Source organism: Allobosea sp. FG18 (assembly GCF_057809495.1).
Genome location: NZ_JBMDKB010000020.1, coordinates 20,317 through 42,184 on the forward strand (window position 1 = coordinate 20,317; position 21,868 = coordinate 42,184).

Genomic DNA, 21,868 nt, shown 5'->3' on the forward strand with positions numbered 1-21,868 from the left:
GCAGCAACGATTTCTGCTCGGCATTTCGCGTCAATGACGGTGAATTGTAGATCTTCGGCGATGGGCGAAGTCGCAAATATGACCGCTGTCGCGATTGTCGATATCCAAGGCCACGCAGCCCGGTGCCATCCCATTACGGAAGCCCCCTTCCCCTACTGGAGGTAGCAAGAGAAGCAGGTTCGCTAACGGCTCGCAAGGGCTCAGAAACGCCAAAGGGGCCCGACAGTTCCCCTTCCAACGTTCGCTTTTGAATTCGGCTCAGGGCGCGATCGCCGTCCGAGCACAACCTGGCCAGTCGCTGAACTCAGCCGCATCGCAGGGCGGACACCCATTGGACGACGCTGGATCCGAAACCGGCTTGCCGGCGACCGTGTTCATGCGCTTGCACTCGCCACCGTCCATCAGCTTCCGATAGATCGCATTGTCGGCCATATACCAGTCCCCCTGCGGGATCGTGCTGAGATAGGTCCGACCATCGGCAGCCGGCTCCGCCAGCGCCTGGATGATCTGCATGGGCGTGCCAGGTGGGATCTCGCCTTTGTCATGCTGGTAGAGGCGAACCGCAGAGGCAATCTGCTCGCTGTGGTTGATGTACTGCGCGTAGCGCCCCTTGTCGGCCGAGCTCGTGAAAATGTGCCCGCCGAGAAACAGGGTAGCGAGCGTGAGAATGGCCACGACGACGACCGCAATGACCCCAATGATCAGGGTGTACATGCACAAACACCTTTCCGTATTGGGCGGCGGCGACCGATTCGATCAACCGATAGCCCGTTCAGACAAGGATCGAATTCGGTTCTCTGATGGTCAACCTCGAAATCCTTGATCCACGGGATTCCTGAGGACCTCCACAAACGAAAAGGCGGAGCCGAAGCTCCGCCTTCCCATCCGACCCGTCGGCCGACCCAGAAGGATCAGACGCGGAATTCGAAGACGGTGTTGCCGCCCGAGGTGACGCAGCTGAACTGCTGGTCGGCCGGGAGAGCGGTGCGGGCGGTCAGGGCCGCTTCGTCGGCGAGCGCGGTGCCGCCGGCCTGCTTCTGGACCTCGTTGCAGAACGTCAGGCCAGCGCCGGCGTCCAGGGTGATCGAAGCGACCGAACCGTCCGTCGCCCAGACGCCGCCCGTGGCGTTCGACGGCTTGGCCGGAGCCGAGGAGAGGTACTTGCCGCCGGCGGTCAGGTCGCCGATGGCCGCGCTCTTGGCGCCGGTGTCGTTGGAATACAGGGCCTGCGCGCCGGCGATCTGCTGACCGGCGTTCACGAGCGCCGTGACCTGGCCCTTCATCTGCGACTGGTTGAAGGCGGTGCCGCCGTAATAGATCGAAGCGATGGCGAGAACGGCGACGAGGGCGATCGAGATGACGGCGACGATGAGCTGGAACATGGTAGTCTCCGAAGGGGCCGGATGGCCGTTTGGTGGTTTCCTAGCCCGGGCTCGGAGGAAGGACCGCTTTGCTTCAGTCCTTGCTCCGTCGCCGGGCATGAACCGAAAATGCGGTTAGGTTGCTTTTGAAGCAATCCTATCGCGTAGAACAAATAAGGATTTGTTCACCAATCCTTGTAACCATATGAAATAGCGCCATTATTTCATTCAAATTTGCGAGGAATTTTCCGCGCCGAAGGGGCAAAATGAGGGCCCAATCGGAGAAACGAGACGTTGCACGCTCGATTCCCATGAATTGTCGAAGGAATCGCGATTCATTCCTGTCCGATCGGCACCTGCCTTAACGGCTTTATCGAAAATCTCGTGCCCGGACCCGAATCCCATCATCGGGTCCAGGCCCGATATCCGGGCGAGCCTGAGCATTCTCTCTTCGGCCGACACTTGCCAGGAGGCCGGAGAGGTTCTCCAAGCGATCCACGATGATGTGCGTGATGTCGCCTTCTCTCTGGACGCGTCCTCGGACGCCGATCATCGCGCTCGACAGGATCTCGCTGCGAAACCGCTCGTAGACCTTGGACCAGATGACCAAATTTGCCGAGGCCCGCTCGTCCTCGATCGTCGCGAACATCACGCCCTTTGCCGAGCCCGGGCGCTGGCGCATCAGCACGATTCCGGCAAGTTCGACCCTGCGCCCATCTCTGCTGTTCATCGCCTCTGCACAGGTCACCATACGACGCTTTTGGAGTTCGCCGCGAACGAACGAGACAGGGTGTGCTCTCAGGCTCAAGGAGACATGCCGGTAGTCTTCGACAACCTCGGCACCGGCCGTCATCGGGCGCAGCGTCACTGCGGGCTCCGAGAGCTCCGGCACTAGCGCCTGGTCAGGTTTCGAGGCAGCCACGAACAGCGGTAGCGGCTCGTCCCGCAGCCCTCTCAGCTCCCAGAGCGCCTCACGCCTCGCCAAACCGAAAGCGGGTCGGAAGCCATCCGCTTCCGCGATGCAGGTCAAGGCCGCAATCGGCACGCCGGCGCGACGCCATAAGTCGTCGACGTTTGCATAGGGACGGTCAGCTCGCCGCGCTACGAGCGCCGCTGCGTCGCCGTTTGCCAGGCCTTTCGCCATCCTCAGCCCCAACCTGACGGCGAAGCGCATGTCGTCCCCGGTCGGCTCCAGCGTGCAATCCCATCGGGACGCGTTCACACATAGCGGTCGTATCTCGACACCATGCTCCCGCGCATCGCGAACGAGCTGCGCGGGCGCGTAGAAGCCCATCGGCTGGCTGTTGAGGATCGCCGCGCAAAAAACGTCCGGATGCCAGCACTTCAGCCAGGATGATGCATAGGCCAGGAGAGCAAAAGACGCGGCGTGGCTCTCGGGGAAGCCATAACTGCCGAACCCTTCGAGCTGGGCGAACACCTGGCTGGCGAACGACTCCTCATAGCCGCGCGCCACCATGCCACTGATCAGCTTGTCTCGGAAATGCGAGACGCCTCCGGTGAACTTGAAGGTCGCCATGCTCTTACGCAGCATGTCGGCCTCGCCAGGCGTGAAACCAGCGCATTCGATAGCGACGCGCATGGCTTGCTCCTGAAACAGGGGAATGCCTAGCGTTTTTCCGAGGACATCCTCCAAGGCCTTCGTCGGAAACACGACAGGCTCAACCCCCTCCCGGCGCCGCAAATATGGATGCACCATGTTGCCCTGGATGGGCCCGGGGCGCACGATCGCGACCTGGATGACGAGGTCATAGAACGAGCGAGGTTTCAGCCTCGGAGCCATCGCCATCTGAGCTCGGCTCTCGATCTGAAAGACCCCCGCGGTGTCCGCCCGGCGGATCATGGCATAGGTTCGAGGATCCTCCGGAGGGATCGTCGCCAGCTCGTGCTTGATGCCCTTGTGCTCGGCCAAAAGGTCGAGCCCTCGCTTCATGCAGGTCAGCATGCCAAGCGCCAGAACGTCGACCTTCATGAATTTCATCGCGGCGACGGAGTCCTTGTCCCACTCGATCACTTGGCGATCATCCATCGCGGCCGGCTCGATCGGGACAAGATCGTCCAATCGGTCATTCGTGAGAACGAACCCGCCCGGATGCTGCGACAGGTGGCGAGGCGTCCCCATAAGCTGACGGGCGAGATCCAGAGCCAGGCGAAGTCGCCTATCTTCCAGGTTCAGATTCAGCGCCTTCAGATGCTTGTCTTCGACGCCTTCCGAGGACCAAGCCGAAGTTTGCGATGACAGGGCCCCAATAAGGTCTTCCGGAAGCCCCAGCGCCTTCGACACGTCTCGCAAGGCGCCTTTGGCGCGATATCTGGTGACGACCGAAACCAGGGCCGCCCGGTCGCGCCCATAGGTCTCGTAGATCCACTGAATGACGATCTCTCGGCGCTCATGTTCGAAATCAACGTCGATATCCGGGGGCTCGCGTCGCTCCTCCGAGACGAAGCGCTCGAACAGCAGAGCATTGCGCGCCGGATCGATCGAGGTGATGCCAAGGACGTAGCAGACCGCCGAGTTCGCGGCCGAGCCGCGCCCCTGGCAGAGAATGTCGCGCGAGCGGGCGAAGCGGACGATCGAGTTCACCGTCAGGAAGTAAGGCGCGTAATCCATCTTCCCGATCAGCGTGAGCTCGTGATTGAGCGTATCCTTCACGTCGTCCGGAACGCCCTCTGGATAGCGCTTCTCAGCGCCCTCCCAGGTCAGCCTTGCAAGGGCCTCTTGAGGCGTCTCCTGGTCCCCGGCCTCGCTCGGGTACTGGTAGGAGATCATGTCCATCGAGAAGTTGCAGCGGTTGGCGATCTGCAGCGTCCGGGCCAGGGCCTCCGGATAGCGCGAGAAGAGCCTTTGCATCTCCTCGGGCGGCTTCAGATACCGGTCCGCGTTCAGGTTCCTGCGGAAGCCAGCCTGGTCGATGGTGACGCCATGGCGAATGCAGACGAGGACATCCTGCAGCATGCGCCGCGCCGGCTCGTGGAAGAGGACGTCATTCGTGATGACCGTCGGCACCCGCATCTGGGTGGCGAGGTTCGACAAGTTGTGGAGCCGGAGTTGATCGTTGGGTCGCCGGTGCAGCGTCAGCGCCATGTAGGCCCGATCGTCGAAGCTGTCTCGAAGGCGACGCAGCCGTAGCGCGGTCTCATCGTCAGCCTGATCCGGGATGAGGATCGCGAGGAGGCCTTCGGCGAACTCGACGACGTCCGCCCACTCCAGATGACACTTCCCCTTCCCTGCTCGCCGCTTCCCGCGCGTCAGGAGACGGCACAGCCGGCCATATCCCGGCCGATCCATCGGGTAAACGAGCAGCGCTGTGCCATCCACTAGGTCGAGCCGACAGCCGACGACCAGGCGTATCCCAACCTCCTTCGCGGCCTCGTGCGCCATGACGATGCCAGCCAGCGAATGCCTGTCGGCAATTCCCACCGCCGACATGCCAAGGGCCTTGGCCGTCGCGATCAGCTCCTCATTCGACGAAGCACCGCGTTGAAAGCTGAAATGGCTCGTGCACTGGAGCTCGGCGTAACTCATCCGAAAATACCGTGCATGAACCAGCGATGGGATCCGGTCTCTGGATCGACACCATCACCAGCCCTGAAGATCCAGTAGCGCTCGCCGCTGGTATCCTCGACGCGGAAATAGTCGCGAACCGCCGCGAGCTCGGAGTCCCGCTTCCACCACTCCCCGAACACGCGCTCGGGCCCATCCGCGCGCTGGACACGCCGGCGAACGCCGCGCCAGACAAAATGCGCCGGGGGATGGTCGGGTAGCAGAGCCATAACGTCGACCTGCTCCGGCCGCTGCAGAAGGCGTGCAGGGCGAGGCCAGTGATCCGGCCAGTCTGACCCGGTTTCGGGCGACAACGCCGGTATACGGGCAACGGAGCGCTCTGGGACATCGCTCTCGACTGGAGTCATCCGATAGACGGCGCCGCTTCCGACCCGGTTCACCAGCGTGTCCACCAAGTCGGAGACGTCAGGAGTGGCCTCCTCGATCAGCGAGCTCGCCATCTGCCGGCGCTCGATCGGCTCCACCACCGGGGCAGCCACCACCATGCGCTCCAGACCCCAGCCAGGGTCGATCTCCCCGATTTTGTCGCGGAGCAGTCGGCCCAGGCGCTTTGGATCTCTCACAGGCGTTGCAAGGCCCACGCTGACCGCCTGCACGGCGCTATCGACACGCGTGCAGATGAGGTCGAGGCGGCGCGCGCCTACGCCGCGCGCCTCGAGGATGGTCACGATCTGCGCAACGAGCTTGTCGATGTACTTCGCGATTGTCTCGGCCGCGCCGATTGGCTCGGCGAACGCCCGCTGCACCTCGATCAGATCGTGCGGCTTCACGCCGGCGATCGGCTCGACGAGATCTCCCGAAATCTGATCCAGGCGCCGGGTCAGATCATTGCCGAACCTCAGGGCAAGCGGCGCCCGCGGCTGTTCAAGAAGGTCGCGGACCCGCTCAAAGCCGAGGACGCGCAACTGCGACGCCAGATTTGCAGGAAGTCGGAGGCACTCAAGGGGATAGGCCGACAGGATCCCGGCGCCGTGCCCGCGTGGTGCAATGACCGTTGCCGACCGGGAGAACCGTGCCAGGGCGTGGGCTACTCCGAGTGTGTCTGCGACTGCTGCACGGGCCTGGATGCCCTTTGCAGCAAGCTTGGAAACCATGTCCTCGATGAGGCCCGCCTCGCCTCCGTGCAGGCGCTCGGTACCGGTGGTGTCGATGGCGATGCCGTCCGACCCGTCCACATCGACGATCGGCGCTATTCGCTGGAGAAACCAGATCGCGAGCTGCTCCAGATCGCGCGCATCGGCCGCAAGATCGACGTCCTGAAAAACGAGCCCCTGGACGAGAGCCTGCGCTTTGGTGACCGGTGTTCCCGGGCGTAGGCCGGCCGCCTGCGCAGCGGGGTTGCAGGCATGGACGAACCTGCGGCTGCCATCCCGCCCGATCAGGACGAACGGCACATCATCCGCTGGCGCGGCGCCACCCGCCCGGCGCTTGGCCATATCCATCGACCAACCGGTCAGCGAGATCGAGAGAACCCTGTTCATTGCACGCCAAAACTTCGAAATCTGCGCTATCGCCTGCTCTGGCCCGTATCAGCTCCAGTAGCCAATGAGCCCGCCCTACCCCGGGCACTGGAAGCGCCTCGGACGGTAGAACCGAGACGCGCCACCGTGTCATTGCGGCGGTCGGCTGCCCGAAATCAGCAGCGTCGGCCTGTCTGCGCCATCTTCGCAGCGCGATCCCGACAGTTCCTGATCCCTCGGCCGCGAGCTGCAATCGCCGTGATGCGGTCATCGTGAGCCTGCCGACCTCTCCGACAACCGCCCCCAGAGCTCCGTGCCGAAGCCCCTCCTCCATGCACGCCAGGATCGTCTGGTCATCTCCAGCCTCGACATAGATGACGCGGTCCGGTGCCAAGCCCGCCTGCGAGAACGCCGGCGCAAATAGGTCCGGACGAGTGATGCACCAGAGCACCTTCCCCCGCGTCCGAGCGGCGATGCCGGCGCTGAACAGGGCGGCCGCTGCGCCATCGACAGCGCCGTTTCCTCCTCCTGCGACCTCGTGAAGCGCCCCGAGCGCGAGACCAGCACCCGGAAGTCGGCTATCGATGGCTTCGATGCCGAAAGGCAGAGTCTTACCTTTCCTCGCCGGTCTGCCTTCGATCCTGGCGATCTGATCACGCAACGCATCGATGTTGGGCTCTGGCCGCAACGGACTTGACCTTGGGGAAGAAGGAGCGTTCCTATTTTGTTCCTCTCACCGTGAGAGTCAAGGCCGGGTCACCCGGAGGCCGGCTTCAGTCCCCAGAGCGTTGCGAGGCCGCCTTGGGTCTTGATGTTGCCGACCCGCTCGACCAGGCCGCGCCCAGCGAGAGTTTTCAGCATCAGGTGGACGCTTTTCACGTTGCTGACGATGTCGCTGATCACGACTTCGAGCTCCTTCGTGGACTTGGTGCCGGTCGCGAGGGCCTCCAGGAGCGCCTTCTGAGCGGGGCTTCCGGCTCCCGTGGGTGAGTTCTCGATCTGCCGCATCCCGACCGCCCTGAGGCGCGCCGTACGCTGTTCCTTGAAGGCTTCGATGCGCTGGTCGAGGATCTCCCTTGACGGCGGCTTGCGGTCGCGCGCGATCAAGGCCGCGGCCAGCCTGCCCACCTCTGTCAGCCGATAACGGCGCTGCCCCGAGGTTCCGTCCTCGATCGGTTCGGCAAAATCGCTGAGGAGAAGACGGTTGAGCATGATCCCAGACATGAGTTCGGTGCCGCGGCCGTCGGCCCCGACCAGCGCAGCGGTGACCTCAGATGTCCGAGCCTGGCCGAGCACACCAAGCGTCTCGATGAAGGCGATCCTCTTCTCTCCGAAGGCTTCTGCGAGGTTCGCGATCGCGGCCTTCGGCGCATCAGGCGTACGAGCTGGATGGAGTAGTCCGCGGGGCGTTGCGCTGACGTATTTCTGTTGCCCGAGTTTCAGGCTGACCACGAGCCCGCGGCCTTCGAGCGAGCGAACGCCGGCGGCGACTGCAATTTTCGACTGACCTACGGTTTTCGCGATGGCGGAAACGGAATGAAACGCATCCGGCTGGAGCGATGCCACCACTGCCTCGTGCCCGTCGGCCAATGAAGGGACATGGGCGCGTATCGATTTTCTAACGTCGGCGTCCGGCAGGATCCAGAGCCACCGACCTTTCAGGCCTGGCTCCGGAATGCGCTTTACCTGACGCTCGCTCAGGAGCGCTTTCATGACCTGGTCCACGCGCTGCCGCGTGATCCCAAGCTCCTTGACGATCCTGTTCGCCGACGTCGGCTGGTCCAACATCGCCAGAATGCGCTTCCCCGTCGTGTTCCGCGATGCGTTCGACCCGGTGCCGCTTCTCTCCCTAAAAGGCCGGATATCCTCCGCCTTTGGTGGGGGAAGCCCTGCCAGCATGTAGATGCCCGATCGCGGGCGCTGAATGCGCTCTTCCTCAACGAGCAAATCGATCTCGTGGCGCACTGTCGCCGGCACCCTCCCTTCGGCTACCTCAGCGATCAGGTGCTTTGCGCGCCAAGGTTTGCCGTCTGCGAGAGTCGCCATGATCCGCGTGCCGAGCTTTCCGAGCTTCGGCCGCCGCGGCGGCTGTTCGAGTTCAAGGGGAACAGTCGCTCGCAGCTTTACGGATCGGGCACCGAACGCGCTCTCCAGGAGCGCCTTAAGCCTGGTCATGTCGATGGTCGGGCCGACGATTTCGACGACCTGCCGTGCGATCTGTGGAGGCTGGAAGCTATCGGGTTCCGCGTCTGCCATCGCGCTTCACTGTGGCAGCGGCGCGAGCGCGGCTGGTCGACTTTGCAGCGGGGCGCTCTTCCAAGAGGTTCAGGGCGCGGATCACGGAGCTTCCGAGCTGGCGCGTCGTCAGCAGCACCGTCGCATCATGCTCGCTCGCAATTCCGAGCTCGGCCGCGATCGGCCTCAGAAAGCCCTTCACGTTGATCGTGAGCGGTCTCCCGTCTTTCAGCACTCCGATCGCGCCGTTCTCGTAGCGCACGAGTTCGTGGCCGTCGTAACTCGCGCGCGCCGTGATCCTCAGGTTCTGCGGCTGCGCGCCCTCTTCCGGAGTCAGCTTTCTCCTCGCCGGCGTGTACTTGAGCCCGTCCGGGTGTTTCTTGCAGAGCTTCAGGAACTCGCCGGCCGGCTTGTCGATGACCTCCTCGATTGAAACCCCCTCGTCGCCGGCGGGATCGACATTGATCCTGAGGATCATCACCCGATCGACGTGCTCGTAGGTGGCAGAATTAAAGCTCACATGGGCGGAGGTCGTGATCGTCTTCACCGAGATATGCTCGCCCTCGGCGGAGACGACATCATAGCCGCGCTGGTTCGGCGCCAGGGCCATCTGCCCGCGAGTGATCATCGCCGCGTAGAGCTCGCCGATACGTCCTGTCAGGGCCCGCAGCTCCTGGGCCGGCACGCCCCACGAGAGCTCGCGCTCCAGCCAAGTGAGCGCGTCCGCGAGGGAGCGGATGATCTGCACCTGGGTGAGGGTCGGGCGGTCATCAACTCGCTCAGCTGCGAGGGGGCTCCGCATTCAGTTTTCGTCCGTTTCCTTAACCAAAAGCCGCAGATCGGTGCGCAGACCCGATATCGCTTTGGCGATATCTCTGCCTGCCCTCTCAATAATTTTGTTCCTATAAGTGGGCGTTCCCTTTTCAACGTAGAACTGCTTCCGAGTAGCGGCTGTCGTCAACTTCGCCTTACGAACAATTCTGTTGCCAGACGCGGATGAAAAGGCAATCTCCGCCGTCGTCACGAACTGAGGGATTGGGCCGTAATCCCCGTCCAGCGTTGAAAAAACTCCAAACGTTCGAGCAATTTTCTGGCGCGGCGGCAGGACATCGATGCTCGACGGAAGCAGGTCGGAAAGCATTCTGTCGCCGTCATGAGCCTTCTTTCGCCATTGCAGCCAAATATCAGGATCGAACCTCAGTTCGAGGTCGAACGCCGGATTGTCTGACGCATTCTCGACGATGACCTTCGCCAAACTCGATTGCTCATCGAGGTCGGTATAGATGATCACAAGCGGGATCTGCGCATCTTTTGCGATCGCTGCACTTTGCTCTCTGAGCGCAGTCGTCTCGACGACCAGTTTGCACGTCAGAAGCCCCAGCGCTGCGGTAAACGCTGCGGTCGCAACGTATGTCGCCGTCGCAATGTCGAGAATTCCGTTTGCCCAACCCGCAATTAGGAGAATGAGCACTCCGAACCCGAAAATCAGGTACTTGACTACGGGTGGAAAGTATTGATATAAGCGGATTAGGACGGACATTTGTTCGATACCTAGAAAATCTAGTTGATTCCAGCTGCAAGCTGAAGCATTGGCAAGATAGTTTGGGCGAACATTACTCCACCCGCCAAAGTAATGAAAATTGCAGCTACTACCCCCATCAAGGGGCCGAACGTCTCAATACGCTGAATATACAGATCAGCATACTGAGTTGCTAGCGCGAGCAAAGTTCTAGAGATGTCTTTTCTATCAGGACTTGTCGAGAGTGCAGCCTTATCTGTCTCGTGAAGCGTCTTCATCGAGTGGGCCCAGCTCTTTTTGCCTTCCTTTACTGCCTTTCGAGCTCGTTCCAGGTCGGTTTTCAGCGCTCCACGGGGCGCTCCGTCCTCTGTGAGGCGAAGCGCCTCCTCGATCCGGACGCCTGATCCGACGAGTAGCCCCAGCTTGTAGAGCGTGACGTGGTTGTTCTTGGCGAGGACCATGTCCCGATAGAACGGCAGCTTCAGGATCAGCCAATCGGCCGCATTGGGCACGACCACGCGGCCAGCGCTGCCCAGGAGCATGAACAGCGCGAAGATGACCATCAGGACGGTCATGATGATCACGGAGACGTCGCCGAGGGTTCGGGCCCATTCGACGTCGACGCCCTTGCCGCTCTTGAAGATCGGATTGTCCATGACCATCGGGCCGAAATACATGGTCGTCCCGAGCATCAGGCCGTAGGCGATCACGAAAGAACCGATCGCGCTGTAGACCTGCTTCATCGCGCCACGCGAGGTATGGGACATCTTGTATTCGAACTCGGCCGCGTCCCTGAGTGCCCGCCAGGTCTCACCGGTGGCGACGCCTGCCCGGACGAGTGCCGAGGTCGTGGAGGGGAAGTTCTTCCGGTCCTGCGACATCGCCTCATGCAACGTCGATCCCGCCTCGACGCGCTCCAGCATCTGCCTCGAGGCTTTGCCGATGTTCCCGCCGAAGCTGGCCGACATGAGCCGCAGGGCATCACCGGTGGGCACCTTGGACCCCAGCATGGAGCTCATGCGCAGCATCCAGGTGTGGCGCTCGCCGTTGCTCATGCCTGGAACGATGTCGATGCTCCAGTCGCGGGAAGCCGCGATCACCCTCCCCTGCCGATTGCCAAGGTCGCGTGCCTCCTTCTCGGAGCTCGCTTCGATCTTGACGTTCTTGACGCCACCGCGGGGCGACGAGATGCGGAGATTGTAGCGCGCCATCTCAGAGCCCCGCCTGCAGGGTGAAGGTCACCGCGGCCTGCCCGTCGAAGGCCGGGTTCGGCTCGCCGCCGCACTCCTTGCCGAGATAGCCCGCCGTTCGCCCCAGGACGCTCGCCAGGCCGTCATGGACCGCTTGACCGATCTGAGCCCCGTCATCGTTGCGGAGGCACAGGAAGGGCTTCCCAGAGCCGTCGAGGTCATAAACCCACCGCATCCCCTTCGGAGGCAACATCACGCCTCCCAGGCGGCCGCCATCGAGCAGCGTGGCATGGCCTGCCGGGAAGTAGGGTGCGAGATCCGCGATCCATGTCGCCTTCCCGGGCACCGCGCCGCTGTTGGCGACCCGGTAGGCACCGAGCGCCAGGTTGAAGGCGCGCTCGCCCGCAACAACGCTGTCAGCCGTCGCAGAGCGCACACCGATATCGGTGTTGAGATAGGTGACGCCGCCGGCGACGAGGGTCGCGGCGATTGCGATCGCGAAGACAGCCACGATGAGCTGGTACACGCTAGTCTCCGATCAAACTCGTCTCGGCCGGCGAGATCTCGCGCGGCGTCAGCTCTTCAGGAATTTCCGCAGCCGGTATTTCGTGTGATCGATGCCGCGCCTCGCGCAGCGCTCCTCGGCGTACTCACCGAATACGCGCACGAGCTCGTCGATTGTCGTGATGCCGGCGACCATCTTGTCGATCGCGTCATCGATCATCTCGCGCCAGGGGAAGCCCTGCGTGACGTCGGCGCCCGGCGCCGTCATGGCGATGATCCGATCGACCTCCTGGAAGTCGCCGAACGACACGCTTTCGGACACGATGGTCCGGTCGTCGTAGCCACCGCCCAGGCAGACCGGGCAGTGCTTGTGGTGGTCCTCGGGATCGTCGCCGAGGCCGCCGCAGTGCTTGCAGATCACCTTGACCAGCGTCTGGACCAGAACGGCCCGCAGGTTGAAGCGCAGCTCGTGGGGCTCGACGCCGAGATCGCGCAGACGCGACAGCGAGGAGATGATCGAGCTCGTGTGCAGGGTACAGATGACCAGATGCCCGGTATCCGCGGCCTTGATCGCATTGCGTGCCGTCTCGTGATCGCGCACCTCGCCCACTGCGATGATGTCCGGGTCAGCTCGCATGAAGCCCTTCAGGGCCCGCGCGAAGTCGAGGCCGACCTGAGGATTGGCGTTGACCTGTCCGACGTTCGCGAGCCGATATTCGACCGGGTCTTCGATCGTGTAGACGCGCTTCCCGAACCGATCGAAGCCGGCCATGGTCGCGTTGAGTGTCGTCGTTTTGCCCGAGCCCGTCGGCCCGCAGATCAGATTGATGCCGCTCTGACGGGTCACGCCGCGGCGCCACGCCTGCAAATTCGAAATGCCGAGCGCTTCCAGCTTCGGGCGCACCTTCTCTGAGTCGAGAATGCGGACCACGATGTTCTCGCCTTCGACGGTCGGAACGGTCGTGACGCGAAGGTCGATGAAGCGGCCGGACTGCTCCAGCTGGAAGCCGCCGTCCTGATTGATCCGGCGCTCGGCCAGGTCCATGCCGGAGCGGTCCTTCAGCTGGGCCGAAACGATGTTGTATTCGTCGAGCGGGCCCTCGTGGACGAGCGAGCGCTCGCCGAGCTTCCGGAAGAAGACCGAATAGGAACGGGCCTTCGGCTCGATGTGGATGTCCGAGGCCCCTTCCTTGAGGCCGCGGAAGAGCAGCCGCTCCATGATCTCTTCCTGCCGGACGTCCTTCACCTCCGAACTCGTCCGCCTGATGCGGTCAAGGAATTCGGCGTGGAGGTTGGGCATGAAGGCGACGAACTCGATCTTGCGATCGGGATAGTAGCTGTGGACGAGGCGCTCGATTTCCATCTCGTCGCTCATCGTGCCGACATAGACCGTGCCGCCGACATCCGCCGAGATGGTGATCGACTTCTCTTCGAGGATCTCGACGGGAATCTTGGAGACCGTGACCTTCTCCGTCGCGATCCGGTCCGGGTTGAATTCGAGGATCGAGTGAACGAGCTCTTCCTGCGGAAGAAAGCCCGTCCGCACCAGGATCGCTCCGATGCGCTCGCCCGTGACGCGCTGCTCCATGAGCGCGGCGCCAGCGTGTTCGCGGAGGACGCGCTTCCTCTCGATCAGAAACTCCGCGAAGTGGTGCTTCTCGCCATCGCCGAGAAGGCCACCGGTCGGCACGAAGTCCGTATCGGGAGGCGCCAGCTCGATATCGCGCCGGCGGAAGAGATCCATGATCCCCACGGATCAGCCCCGCTTGACGCGCGTGAACCGGCCGAGAACATGGGTGCGGATCAGCTGCCCCATGTCGATGAAGGCCATCGGGATGCTCACGATCGCGCCGATGATAGCGACCCAGGTCCAGAAGGTCGGCGCCGGCCAGTTGGCGTAGACCATCCAGATCGCAATCAGAACCATGGCGATGGCGGTCACCACGTCCATGATGCGGGCGAACTTGAAGAACGAGTTCATCGGATTTCTCACTTCACACTGGAAAGTCGGACGACGAGGCGGATTTGGCTGGTCGGCTGGCGTGAGCAGCTCGTTCCCAGGCAAACCTCGGTGATGCGGCGCGTCGGGCAGGTCGCAAGCGACGCGGTTGCGTCGGCAAGGGCCAAGCGCGGATCGCCTTTGACCTCCCCGAAGTCGATTTCGATGTCGCCTCCCGGAAGGAAGTTCATCGATCGCGCGCCGCCGGCGGGTGTTCCCAGAGAGGCTGGAGCAGTCCCGGAGGAAGAGGTCAGGCGAGCCAGATGCGTGCGGCAGGACGTCTCGACCCGCTGCGCCATCTGCTCGTTGACGACGTTGCGATCTAGGGCCCGGCCCATGACCACCGTCCCGAGCGCGAACATGCCGATGCCCGTCAACCCGAGAATAATGCCGACTGCGGTCCGAACCTTCATCGCGTCACACCCGTGGTCGAAATCGGCGCCGGGATCGGCAGCGGAGCAGGTTGGGCAGGGATCGCCACAGGAGGCGGCGAGCTCGGCACCGCGGTCGGCGTCTGGACCGCGGGTAGCGGAAGCGCAGGCGTGGGCTCAGCGCGACCACCGATCGGCTTGATCGAGGTCGTCCACTGATTGTCCTTGAAGCGCAGGGCCTCGACATAAAGATGCGCCGGCACGCGCTCGACGAGCGACCAGCTGCGGTGGGGCAACTGATCGGTTTCGAGCTGCCGGATCGTCGGGGCGTAGAAGAGGTTCGCGACGGCGTTGATGCCCCAGGCGATCGAGAGGAAGGTCGCTCCGATGCCGAACAGCGCGGAGCCGACGACAAGCGTCCCGGTGCCGCGGCGAACCAGCCGCTGCATCTTGCCCTTGGCGACCAGCTGACCGGCGCCCGCAGCGATCAGGGCAAGCGATTCCTTCTCGGGCTGGAGAACCAGCGCCGGAAGACCGTCGCGCATCGCCACCGAGTAGACGCGACGCCCGGTCCGGAACCAGGCCGGATCGCGGCGCTCGGCGAGAGCCTTGGCGATATCCGGGAGATAGGACTGGCCGACACCGCCTTCGTGGATCTCGTACAGGAACCCGCCCATGAAGGGCATGGTCGCGTACCAAGTCGTGTTCGGCGAGACGAAGAACCGCGCCGCATAGTCCTTGATATGCTCGATCGTGTCCTTTCGGGCCGTGCCGGCCTCAAGCCAGCCGACGATCGCCTTGTTCGGAGCCCCGACCTGGGTGTCGATGACGTTGTCCATGATCACTCCACCGGTTCGTAGGTCGTCACGGTGGGCTGCAGGATGATGAAAAGCGCGTTCCGGGTGACGTTCTGCGCCCGGTAGCCGGCCGACTGGCTACGAGCCTTCATCTTGTCGCGCAGGAATGTCGGCTCGTTGCCGTCGAACTGCTCCTGATCGTACTGGATGCCGCCAATGACCGCGGTCTGGCCGGCACGCATGCGAACGATGTTCGAGAGCTCCTGGTCCTGGGTTCGCGGCTGGGTAAGGCTGCCGAGCTGATTGCCCGCATCGAGCTTCACGAACTCGACGAGCGACTTCAGCTCCATCTTCAGATCGGTGGTGACGAGCTCGGCGTCAGAGTCGAAACGCGGGACCATCTCGACCGTGAGACCGGTCTTCACCGTCTCCGTCTGGGCTGTGCCGAGCGTGTTCGAGTTCGAGCTGCCGCCGGCAGTCCCGTTCGCAGCCGCGGTGCCGGCCGAGCCGAGCGTGCCGATGCCGATACCCTTCACATAGGGGATCTCGTCACCGGAGCGGATCTTCACCTGACGGCCCGAGAGCGTACGGAGCTCGACGTTCTGGGTGACGTTGGTGTTGCCGAAGGTCGACAGGAAGGCGATGGCTGTCGAGACCGACGTCACCGTCTGCGCGCCAAAGAGCGTGCCGACCTGCGTCGTCCCGAGCACGAGCCCGGTCTTCGTCAGGTCCACGACACCGCCCTTTTGGTTCACGACCGTCGTCGGCAGGATCGACTGCGGAGCGTTGCTGTTCGCCAGAGAGTTGACGGTGTTCGTCGCGGTGCCGTTGTTCCCGATCGTGGTGTTGGTCGCGGCCTGGGAGACATCCTTGACGCTCAGCGCTTCCGCGATGCCCTTCTGACGCTGGTCGACGATCGCGGCGAACTTGCTCCAGTCGAAGCCTTGCGCCGACTTGTCGTTCATCGTCAGCGAGACGACGGCGACCCGAAGGTCGACGGTCGCCAGGTTGCGGACCGTACGCTTCAGGAAAGGCGCAATGATGTCGTCCTGAAGGGTCGGATTGGCCGAATACACGATCTTGCCGGCATCCACCGACATGACGATCTCGGTCGCCCCCAGATTGCGCAGCGATTCCTGGACGCCCTTCAGGATGTCCTCGTTCTGAGGCAGGGCGATCGCGAAGCGGTTCTTGTCCGACAGAAAGATCGTGTTGCCTTCCTGCCAGAAGACGATGCCGAGGCCGGTCTTCAGGGTATCGAGCAACCCGCCGAGCGTGCCGTCATATTGCGGGAATGGGAGCCGGCGCTTGAGGACGGCGTCACCACCGCTACCAGCACCACCCGAGGAGACCGACGCAGCCGCAGGGGCTGCGCCCGGACGAACCGGCGCACCAGACGTGGTCGGGGATGAGGTTCCAACGACCGGATCGCTCCAGCTGAAGGCGAGCTGCACCCCAGCGGCCGAGAGCGCCTGGACGAGGTCAGCCACCGTACCGTCGGTCCCAGGGAACTGGACCCTGATCTGGCGGGCCCGAAGCGCGGCCGAGACACCCTGCCGAACCGCACGCGGCTGCAGCGATGACGCCGGCACGCGAATGCGTTTGATCGCGACCGCGCCGCCGTCGGCGTTGAAGCGCTCCTGGGTAGCCTTGAGTGCCTCGGATTGGGTCGGAAGACGCCCCGGCTCCGGCAGGTTCTGCCCGCAACCGGAGACGAGAGCGGTCAGCGCGACGCTAGCGAGCGTCGCAGCCGAAAACTTCCGCTTCTGCACCGGTCCAGGTGAAGCTGAAACCTTGCTTGCCGTCACGGTAAAGGGCCTTTCCATTGACACATCCGATGAACTTGGCGCCTTCCGGCAGCTTCGGACCTTTGGGAGTTGCGGGGGTGGCGGGCTGAGGGGTGCCCGGGGCCGGCAGCTGCGCGTTCTTCGCAGCCAGATCCGAAATCTGCTTCTTGGTGTCTTCGAGACCGCGCTTCGCCTCATCGACCTGTCCGCGCAGGGTGTTGAAGTCGCCCTGAAGCATGCTGCGCAGCTCGGGGAAGAGATCCCTGACGATCCCCTTCATCCGCTCCCGATCCGCGATCCGGCGGTCCTCTTCCGCAGTATTCACCGGCAGGAATGGATTCTGACGCGCATCCTGACCCGGGGGCGGCTGTGACGGTGACGAAGGCTGAGCCGGAACGGGTCTGGGGGCGGCCGGAGTTGAGGTCGGCGGGCTCGCAGGACCCTGCGCCACGGCGTGAGACGCCATGGACAAGGCTGTGAGCAAGAGGATCGATCTGATCGAATTCATTAACGTAGCGCCGATTCCTCGGGGTGGCCTCAGGAACGGCTTCGATCATTCGGGTCAATTTGAATGATGGTCAAGGTCCGCTTCCTCGATTCATGTGGGCGGTGGATTAATCCTTCCACCTTGCATGGATTGCGGACAAACTCCTCAAGGAATGGATCGGCAAAAGCAATTATGAGCGGCAAGGAATCGGTGAATAGCGCCGTCGTCGCGGCAAGCCGCGTGGTGCGCGCGGCGCTTCCGGCTGCGCGGCTCAACGTCTCAACCCTTTCCGCCTCCCGCCGCGAGCTCGATGCGCTTTTCGACAAGGCACACGCGCCGATCGAGGGCCTCCGCCGCCGCTGCGAACTGACCTCGGCCGTTGCGACGATCCCGTTGCTAGGACGCCTTCATAGGCGCGCCGTCGTTCGCCTGCAGACAGCTGAGGACGCGCTTTTCAGCATCCGCGAACGAGCGCATGGCAACCTGGCTGAGCTGAAGGCCGCCAAGGATAGCGTCTCCCGCCTGCAGAGATCCCTGGCGAACCTGGGCAAGGCAGCTCCCCTCATGGGGCGCCTCGGGCCGCCTGGCCGCACGATCAAGGCTCGAAGCGACGGCATCCACGCTCGGGCAACGGCATTGCTCCGGAAGCGCAAATCGAACGAATGGATCGAGCAGGCGTCAGCCTGTGGCCTGGACGCCCTTCTGCTGGTTCGAGATTGGGCGCAGGAGACCGCACTCGCAGCTGCCAGCGGGCGCACGGAGGCTCACCGTACCGCGACTGCCAACGCAGCACCGCGAGAGCGCCGGATCTACCTGCCTGTGCCACCGTCCCTTTCAGGTCAAGTTGAGCGCCTCGGCGCCATCAGGGACATCTCTGTGTCGGGAGCGTCGCCCTGGTTCGTGACGCCCGAAATGGACCTTCAGGCCTTCGGGCGGCTCTTGCCGATGGCAATCTGGCCCTCCCCGACTGCTATCAGCATGCCGAGCCTGCCTCTGTACGCCGCGGGGCAAAATCTGTGGAGCCTGTTCGATAGGGACTATTGGGATCACGTCCGTAAGCAGACCTATGCCGCCAGTGGCCACCGATGCGCGATCTGTGGCGGACGAGGTCCTAGCGCGATCGCCAAGGCCATCCATCAACCCGACGACCCTCCGCCCACAATCCAGGCCCACGAGATCTGGGATTGGACCATCGGAGACGAGGACGGGGCTGTCGGTGTACAGCGGCTGACAGGCATTCTTTGCGTCTGCAAGGGCTGCCATATGCTCTTTCACTCGGGGCATGCCAGGCGCCTCGCGGAGCTGAACGGCATGGGTGACGAGGTGGCCGCCGCGATCGAGCAGCGCCGCCGCACGCTCACCCGTTTGAGCCCCGCTGAATTGGCCGAATCCATCGCGGCTGCGAACGAGCGCCTTCGCGAGCTATCCGGCATCAGCAAATGGGTCATCGACCTCAGTCACATCGCGGCCCAATCCTCGCTCTCGCAGATCACCCCGGTCCTGCAGGAGAGCAACCGCGCCAACATTCCGCCAGAGCAAATCGCCGGCCTGGCATTTCGGACCGATCAGGGGCGATCCTTCGAGGCTCGGGACGCAGACGAGGTGGTTGCCAGGATGCTTGGTCAGGAGCACGCAATCCTTCGAACAATCGCACGCTAAGCCCCTTTTCGAAGGCGCCCGGCCGCTGTAGCTTGAAGCATGGATCGAAAGCCCCTCCCCCGTCGCCAGCCGAACGCCGGACACGGTGCGAAAGCGCCGCTCGACCCGGATTTCGTCGCTCCCGCCCACACCACCCCGAAGCGCCGGGTCCAGAACCGCGCGCCCGGCGGCAAAGCGGTTCCGCGCCGGAACAAGCGCAAACAGGACACATCGGTCAGAGGGATCGGCACGGCCCGGCTCCTGATCACGATGGCTTCCTGCTTCGCCTTCTCGCTTTGGCTTTCGGTCGAGGCTCAGAACCTGGTGCGAGATCGATTCTCACCGCCTCCCCTGGTCATGAAGGCGCAGGTCTCGATGGGCGACAGCTCGGCCTTCAAGTTCTGAACTTCGACCAAACGTCCATCCACGCATTCCTTGCGCCTGTTCAAGGATCGCGTTGACATTCCTTCATACCGATGCGCTCCTCGATCTAGTCGCCTCAGGAATCGTCCTGGCGAAGGAAAGGGATTGCATCATGTTGAGGAAGCTCGTCCTCGCCTCCGCCAGCCTCCTCGCGCTGGCCGCCGTATCCGTCTCCGCCCATGCGCAGTCGCCCTACGGCTTCTATGTCGGCGCCGCCGGCGGCGGTGTTTCCGCCAGTGCCGAGACCTCCGCTCTCGGCGTCCCGGGCTTCGGCTCCACCGATCTCGGCATGAAGGGCTTCACCGGTGGCGGCTTTGCCGGCTTCGGCATCACGAGCTCCGGCATCTACACCGGCGTCGAACTGTCGTACGACTTCGCCAACGGCGAGCACAGCACCGTGCTGCCGGGCGTCGGCCTCCTCTCGATCGGTCGCGACCACACCTTCGGCGGCGCCGGCCGCATCGGCTATGCGTTCGACAAGGAAACGATGGTCTTCGGCAAGGTCGGCTACGCCTACTCGCACTACACCGCGAAGGACCTCTTCGCCGGCCTCAGCGAGAAGAAGTGGCAGGGCGGCCTGAAGGTCGGCGTCGGCGTCGAGCGCGAGATCGCCGCGAATTTCGCGCTGCGCCTCGACTACGATGCGGATTTCGCCTCCCTCAAGCTGCCGGTCAGCGGGATCAACTCCGACATCGTCACCCAGACGGGCAAGGTCGGGCTCGCCTACAAGTTCTGATCAGCTGATCGGAACAGTGCGGAGCTCTGGATTTCTGTCGCCTCCCATGGCCTCCTGAGCTCCGCATCTGCGACATACGATGACCGACCCCTTCTTCGACAGCGCGGATGACGACCAGGAAGCCCTGGTCATCTCGATCGACGCCTTCGAAGGGCCGCTTGATCTCCTGCTGCATCTCGTTCGTCAACGCCGTGTCGAGATCGAGCAGATCTCGATCCTCGCCGTCGTCGACCAGTACATCGCCTGGGTTCACTCGGCGCAAAGCTTCAGGCTCGAACTGGCCGCCGACTGGCTGGTGATGATGGCCAATCTGGCCTACCTGAAATCGAAGATCCTCCTCCCTGCGCCGAAGGACGAAAAGGCTGCCGCCACTGCGGTTGTCGAGGACCTCGCGGTCCGCCTCCGCCGCCTCGATGCGCTCCGGTCGATCGGCGAGGCCCTGATGGCCCGCCCGCGGCTCGGGGTCGATTGGTTCGCCTCCCCCGCCCTCGATGCCGCCAAGGGCCCTGGGAAGCGCCTGGAGGCCTCTCTGCACGCAATCCTGTCCGCATACGTCCGGGAAGCGCGCTATACGCTCCAACCCGCTCAGGCGCCCGTCAGGAAGCCCCACGTCACCCTTTCAGTCGAAGAGGCAATTGCCGCGCTGGGTGACAGCTTTATCCCTGACGACCGGTTCGCCAGCATCCTGACCTTCGTCGACCGCGAGGAATCGGTCGATATCATCCACGCCCGATCGAAGATCGCTTCGACCTATGTTGCCGCTCTCGAACTCGCCAAGCGGGGCAAGGTCGAAGTCCAGCAACAGGACCTCGCGATCGGCATCAAGAGCACCGGGGGCGCTCGATGAGCCTCCAGGCAGCCGCATGCGTCGTTGAAGCTGCGCTCCGCAGCTCGCCCGGCCCGATCCGAGAGGACGAGCTCGCAAGGCTCTTGATGCCTCACGGGGCCACTGCCGTGCATGACGTCCTCAGTGTTCTGGCCGCAGAGTACGAGGGCCGTGGTGTCCAGCTCCACCAATCACAGCTCGGCTGGTCACTCCGTACGCCGGTAGAGGCTTCGGACCTGGCGCGAGAGCTCGCTGACGAGCCGCTTCGCCTCACAAGAGCGGCGCTCGAAACCCTCGTCACAATTGCGGTCTACCAGCCGGTGACACGATCCGAGATCGAACGCATCCGCGGCGTCCAGCTCTCTCCGGGCATTCTCGACGTTCTGCTCGCATCCGACTTGGTGCGGCCTGGCCGCCGGCGTGATGGTCCGGGGCGGCCCCTTACCTGGGGCACGACCGAGGTTTTCCTCGACCACTTCAACCTCGCCGGTATCGCGGATCTCGCTGCTTTCGAGCGGGCTCGCGATGCCGGCCTCCTGACCCTTCCACCTGCTCGCGCTGATGCGGGCGAAGACCCCGAGATCTCGACATGACGACCCTCTTTTCCGCTGAAGAACGCGCTCGCATCGACGCTGAATTCGACCGCCTCGAGGCACTCGCAACCGAGGGCGGCAAATCAATCGACCGCGCTGCCGCGATCCTGCGTCATCATCGATCGGCACGCGACGCAGTCCGGGTCGGCGTCAGCGCTCGCATGCGCTTCTCCGACATTGCCCCGCTGATGATGCGCTGGGCTCGCTCCCATGGATCGCCCGAGCTCTATGCGCAGCGGCTCCTCGCCCACGTTCTCAACGCGGCCGGCCTCTCGAACGTGCTCGACAACCGCGCCCTGGGCGGTGATTTCATCGTCTTCGCGGTCAAGAACCTGCGCACGATCCGCCAGGCCTAGGAC

The 21,868-nt window shown here is 63.5% G+C and carries 22 protein-coding genes; 6 read left to right on the plus strand and 16 right to left on the minus strand.

What is annotated here, in order from left to right:
• Positions 1-258: 258 nt before the first annotated feature.
• The 16 genes from ACODTJ_RS20860 to ACODTJ_RS20935 all read right to left on the minus strand — a co-directional run bounded on the left by ACODTJ_RS20860 (position 259) and on the right by ACODTJ_RS20935 (position 17,086).
• Entirely contained in the window at positions 259-714 is a 456-nt protein-coding gene (locus tag ACODTJ_RS20860; RefSeq protein WP_488849764.1) for a hypothetical protein, read from the minus strand.
• Between the two features lie 197 nt (positions 715-911).
• The gene (locus tag ACODTJ_RS20865; RefSeq protein WP_488849765.1) at positions 912-1,382 is read right to left on the minus strand and encodes a hypothetical protein; all 471 of its coding nucleotides are present in this window, start codon (positions 1,380-1,382) and stop codon (positions 912-914) included.
• A gap of 349 nt (positions 1,383-1,731) precedes the next feature.
• Positions 1,732-4,905, minus strand: a complete 3,174-nt coding sequence (locus ACODTJ_RS20870; RefSeq protein ID WP_488849766.1) for an error-prone DNA polymerase — start codon at positions 4,903-4,905, stop codon at positions 1,732-1,734.
• Entirely contained in the window at positions 4,902-6,425 is a 1,524-nt protein-coding gene (locus tag ACODTJ_RS20875) for a DUF6504 family protein (RefSeq protein WP_488849767.1), read from the minus strand. The genes ACODTJ_RS20870 and ACODTJ_RS20875 overlap by 4 nt, the downstream gene beginning before the upstream one ends.
• On the minus strand, positions 6,340-7,092 hold the full coding sequence (locus tag ACODTJ_RS20880; RefSeq protein ID WP_488849768.1) for an ImuA family protein: 753 nt from the start codon (positions 7,090-7,092) through the stop codon (positions 6,340-6,342). The genes ACODTJ_RS20875 and ACODTJ_RS20880 overlap by 86 nt, the downstream gene beginning before the upstream one ends.
• A 68-nt stretch (positions 7,093-7,160) precedes the next feature.
• The gene (locus ACODTJ_RS20885) at positions 7,161-8,660 is read right to left on the minus strand and encodes a hypothetical protein (RefSeq protein WP_488849769.1); all 1,500 of its coding nucleotides are present in this window, start codon (positions 8,658-8,660) and stop codon (positions 7,161-7,163) included.
• A complete protein-coding gene (locus tag ACODTJ_RS20890) occupies positions 8,638-9,441 on the minus strand; it encodes a DUF6998 domain-containing protein (protein ID WP_488849770.1) in 804 nt (267 codons plus the stop codon). Before ACODTJ_RS20890 ends, ACODTJ_RS20885 begins: the two co-directional genes overlap by 23 nt.
• A complete protein-coding gene (locus ACODTJ_RS20895; RefSeq protein WP_488849771.1) occupies positions 9,442-10,179 on the minus strand; it encodes a hypothetical protein in 738 nt (245 codons plus the stop codon).
• Positions 10,180-10,199: 20 nt separating this feature from the next.
• Positions 10,200-11,369: a type II secretion system F family protein gene (locus tag ACODTJ_RS20900; protein ID WP_488849772.1), complete on the minus strand. Its 1,170-nt coding sequence runs from the start codon at positions 11,367-11,369 to the stop codon at positions 10,200-10,202.
• A gap of 1 nt (position 11,370) precedes the next feature.
• Positions 11,371-11,874: a hypothetical protein gene (locus ACODTJ_RS20905; protein ID WP_488849773.1), complete on the minus strand. Its 504-nt coding sequence runs from the start codon at positions 11,872-11,874 to the stop codon at positions 11,371-11,373.
• Between the two features lie 48 nt (positions 11,875-11,922).
• Positions 11,923-13,596 carry a GspE/PulE family protein gene (locus ACODTJ_RS20910; RefSeq protein ID WP_488849774.1) on the minus strand — a complete coding sequence of 558 codons (1,674 nt, stop codon included), beginning with the start codon at positions 13,594-13,596 and terminating at the stop codon, positions 11,923-11,925.
• 12 nt (positions 13,597-13,608) lie between these two features.
• Entirely contained in the window at positions 13,609-13,833 is a 225-nt protein-coding gene (locus ACODTJ_RS20915; protein WP_488849775.1) for a hypothetical protein, read from the minus strand.
• Positions 13,834-13,841: 8 nt separating this feature from the next.
• Complete coding sequence (locus ACODTJ_RS20920; protein WP_488849776.1) at positions 13,842-14,264, minus strand: hypothetical protein; 423 nt, start codon at positions 14,262-14,264, stop codon at positions 13,842-13,844.
• Complete coding sequence (locus tag ACODTJ_RS20925) at positions 14,261-15,061, minus strand: hypothetical protein (protein ID WP_488849777.1); 801 nt, start codon at positions 15,059-15,061, stop codon at positions 14,261-14,263. Before ACODTJ_RS20925 ends, ACODTJ_RS20920 begins: the two co-directional genes overlap by 4 nt.
• A 2-nt stretch (positions 15,062-15,063) precedes the next feature.
• Positions 15,064-16,791, minus strand: coding sequence for a type II secretion system protein GspD (locus ACODTJ_RS20930; RefSeq protein ID WP_488849778.1), 1,728 nt, complete (start codon positions 16,789-16,791; stop codon positions 15,064-15,066).
• Positions 16,754-17,086, minus strand: coding sequence for a hypothetical protein (locus ACODTJ_RS20935; protein ID WP_488849779.1), 333 nt, complete (start codon positions 17,084-17,086; stop codon positions 16,754-16,756). Before ACODTJ_RS20935 ends, ACODTJ_RS20930 begins: the two co-directional genes overlap by 38 nt.
• A gap of 399 nt (positions 17,087-17,485) precedes the next feature.
• On the opposite strand from ACODTJ_RS20935, the gene ACODTJ_RS20940 reads away from it, so the two are divergent.
• The 6 genes from ACODTJ_RS20940 to ACODTJ_RS20965 all read left to right on the plus strand — a co-directional run bounded on the left by ACODTJ_RS20940 (position 17,486) and on the right by ACODTJ_RS20965 (position 21,865).
• Positions 17,486-18,952 (plus strand): hypothetical protein, encoded by a 1,467-nt coding sequence (locus tag ACODTJ_RS20940; protein ID WP_488849780.1) that lies wholly within the window; start codon positions 17,486-17,488, stop codon positions 18,950-18,952.
• A gap of 39 nt (positions 18,953-18,991) precedes the next feature.
• Positions 18,992-19,336, plus strand: a complete 345-nt coding sequence (locus ACODTJ_RS20945) for a hypothetical protein (RefSeq protein ID WP_488849781.1) — start codon at positions 18,992-18,994, stop codon at positions 19,334-19,336.
• A 130-nt stretch (positions 19,337-19,466) separates the two neighbouring features.
• On the plus strand, positions 19,467-20,090 hold the full coding sequence (locus tag ACODTJ_RS20950; RefSeq protein WP_488849782.1) for an outer membrane protein: 624 nt from the start codon (positions 19,467-19,469) through the stop codon (positions 20,088-20,090).
• Between the two features lie 79 nt (positions 20,091-20,169).
• Positions 20,170-20,937, plus strand: a complete 768-nt coding sequence (locus ACODTJ_RS20955) for a segregation and condensation protein A (RefSeq protein ID WP_488849784.1) — start codon at positions 20,170-20,172, stop codon at positions 20,935-20,937.
• Positions 20,934-21,509 carry an SMC-Scp complex subunit ScpB gene (scpB, locus tag ACODTJ_RS20960; RefSeq protein ID WP_488849786.1) on the plus strand — a complete coding sequence of 192 codons (576 nt, stop codon included), beginning with the start codon at positions 20,934-20,936 and terminating at the stop codon, positions 21,507-21,509. Before ACODTJ_RS20955 ends, scpB begins: the two co-directional genes overlap by 4 nt.
• Positions 21,506-21,865 carry a hypothetical protein gene (locus ACODTJ_RS20965; RefSeq protein ID WP_488849788.1) on the plus strand — a complete coding sequence of 120 codons (360 nt, stop codon included), beginning with the start codon at positions 21,506-21,508 and terminating at the stop codon, positions 21,863-21,865. Before scpB ends, ACODTJ_RS20965 begins: the two co-directional genes overlap by 4 nt.
• Positions 21,866-21,868: the final 3 nt, after the last annotated feature.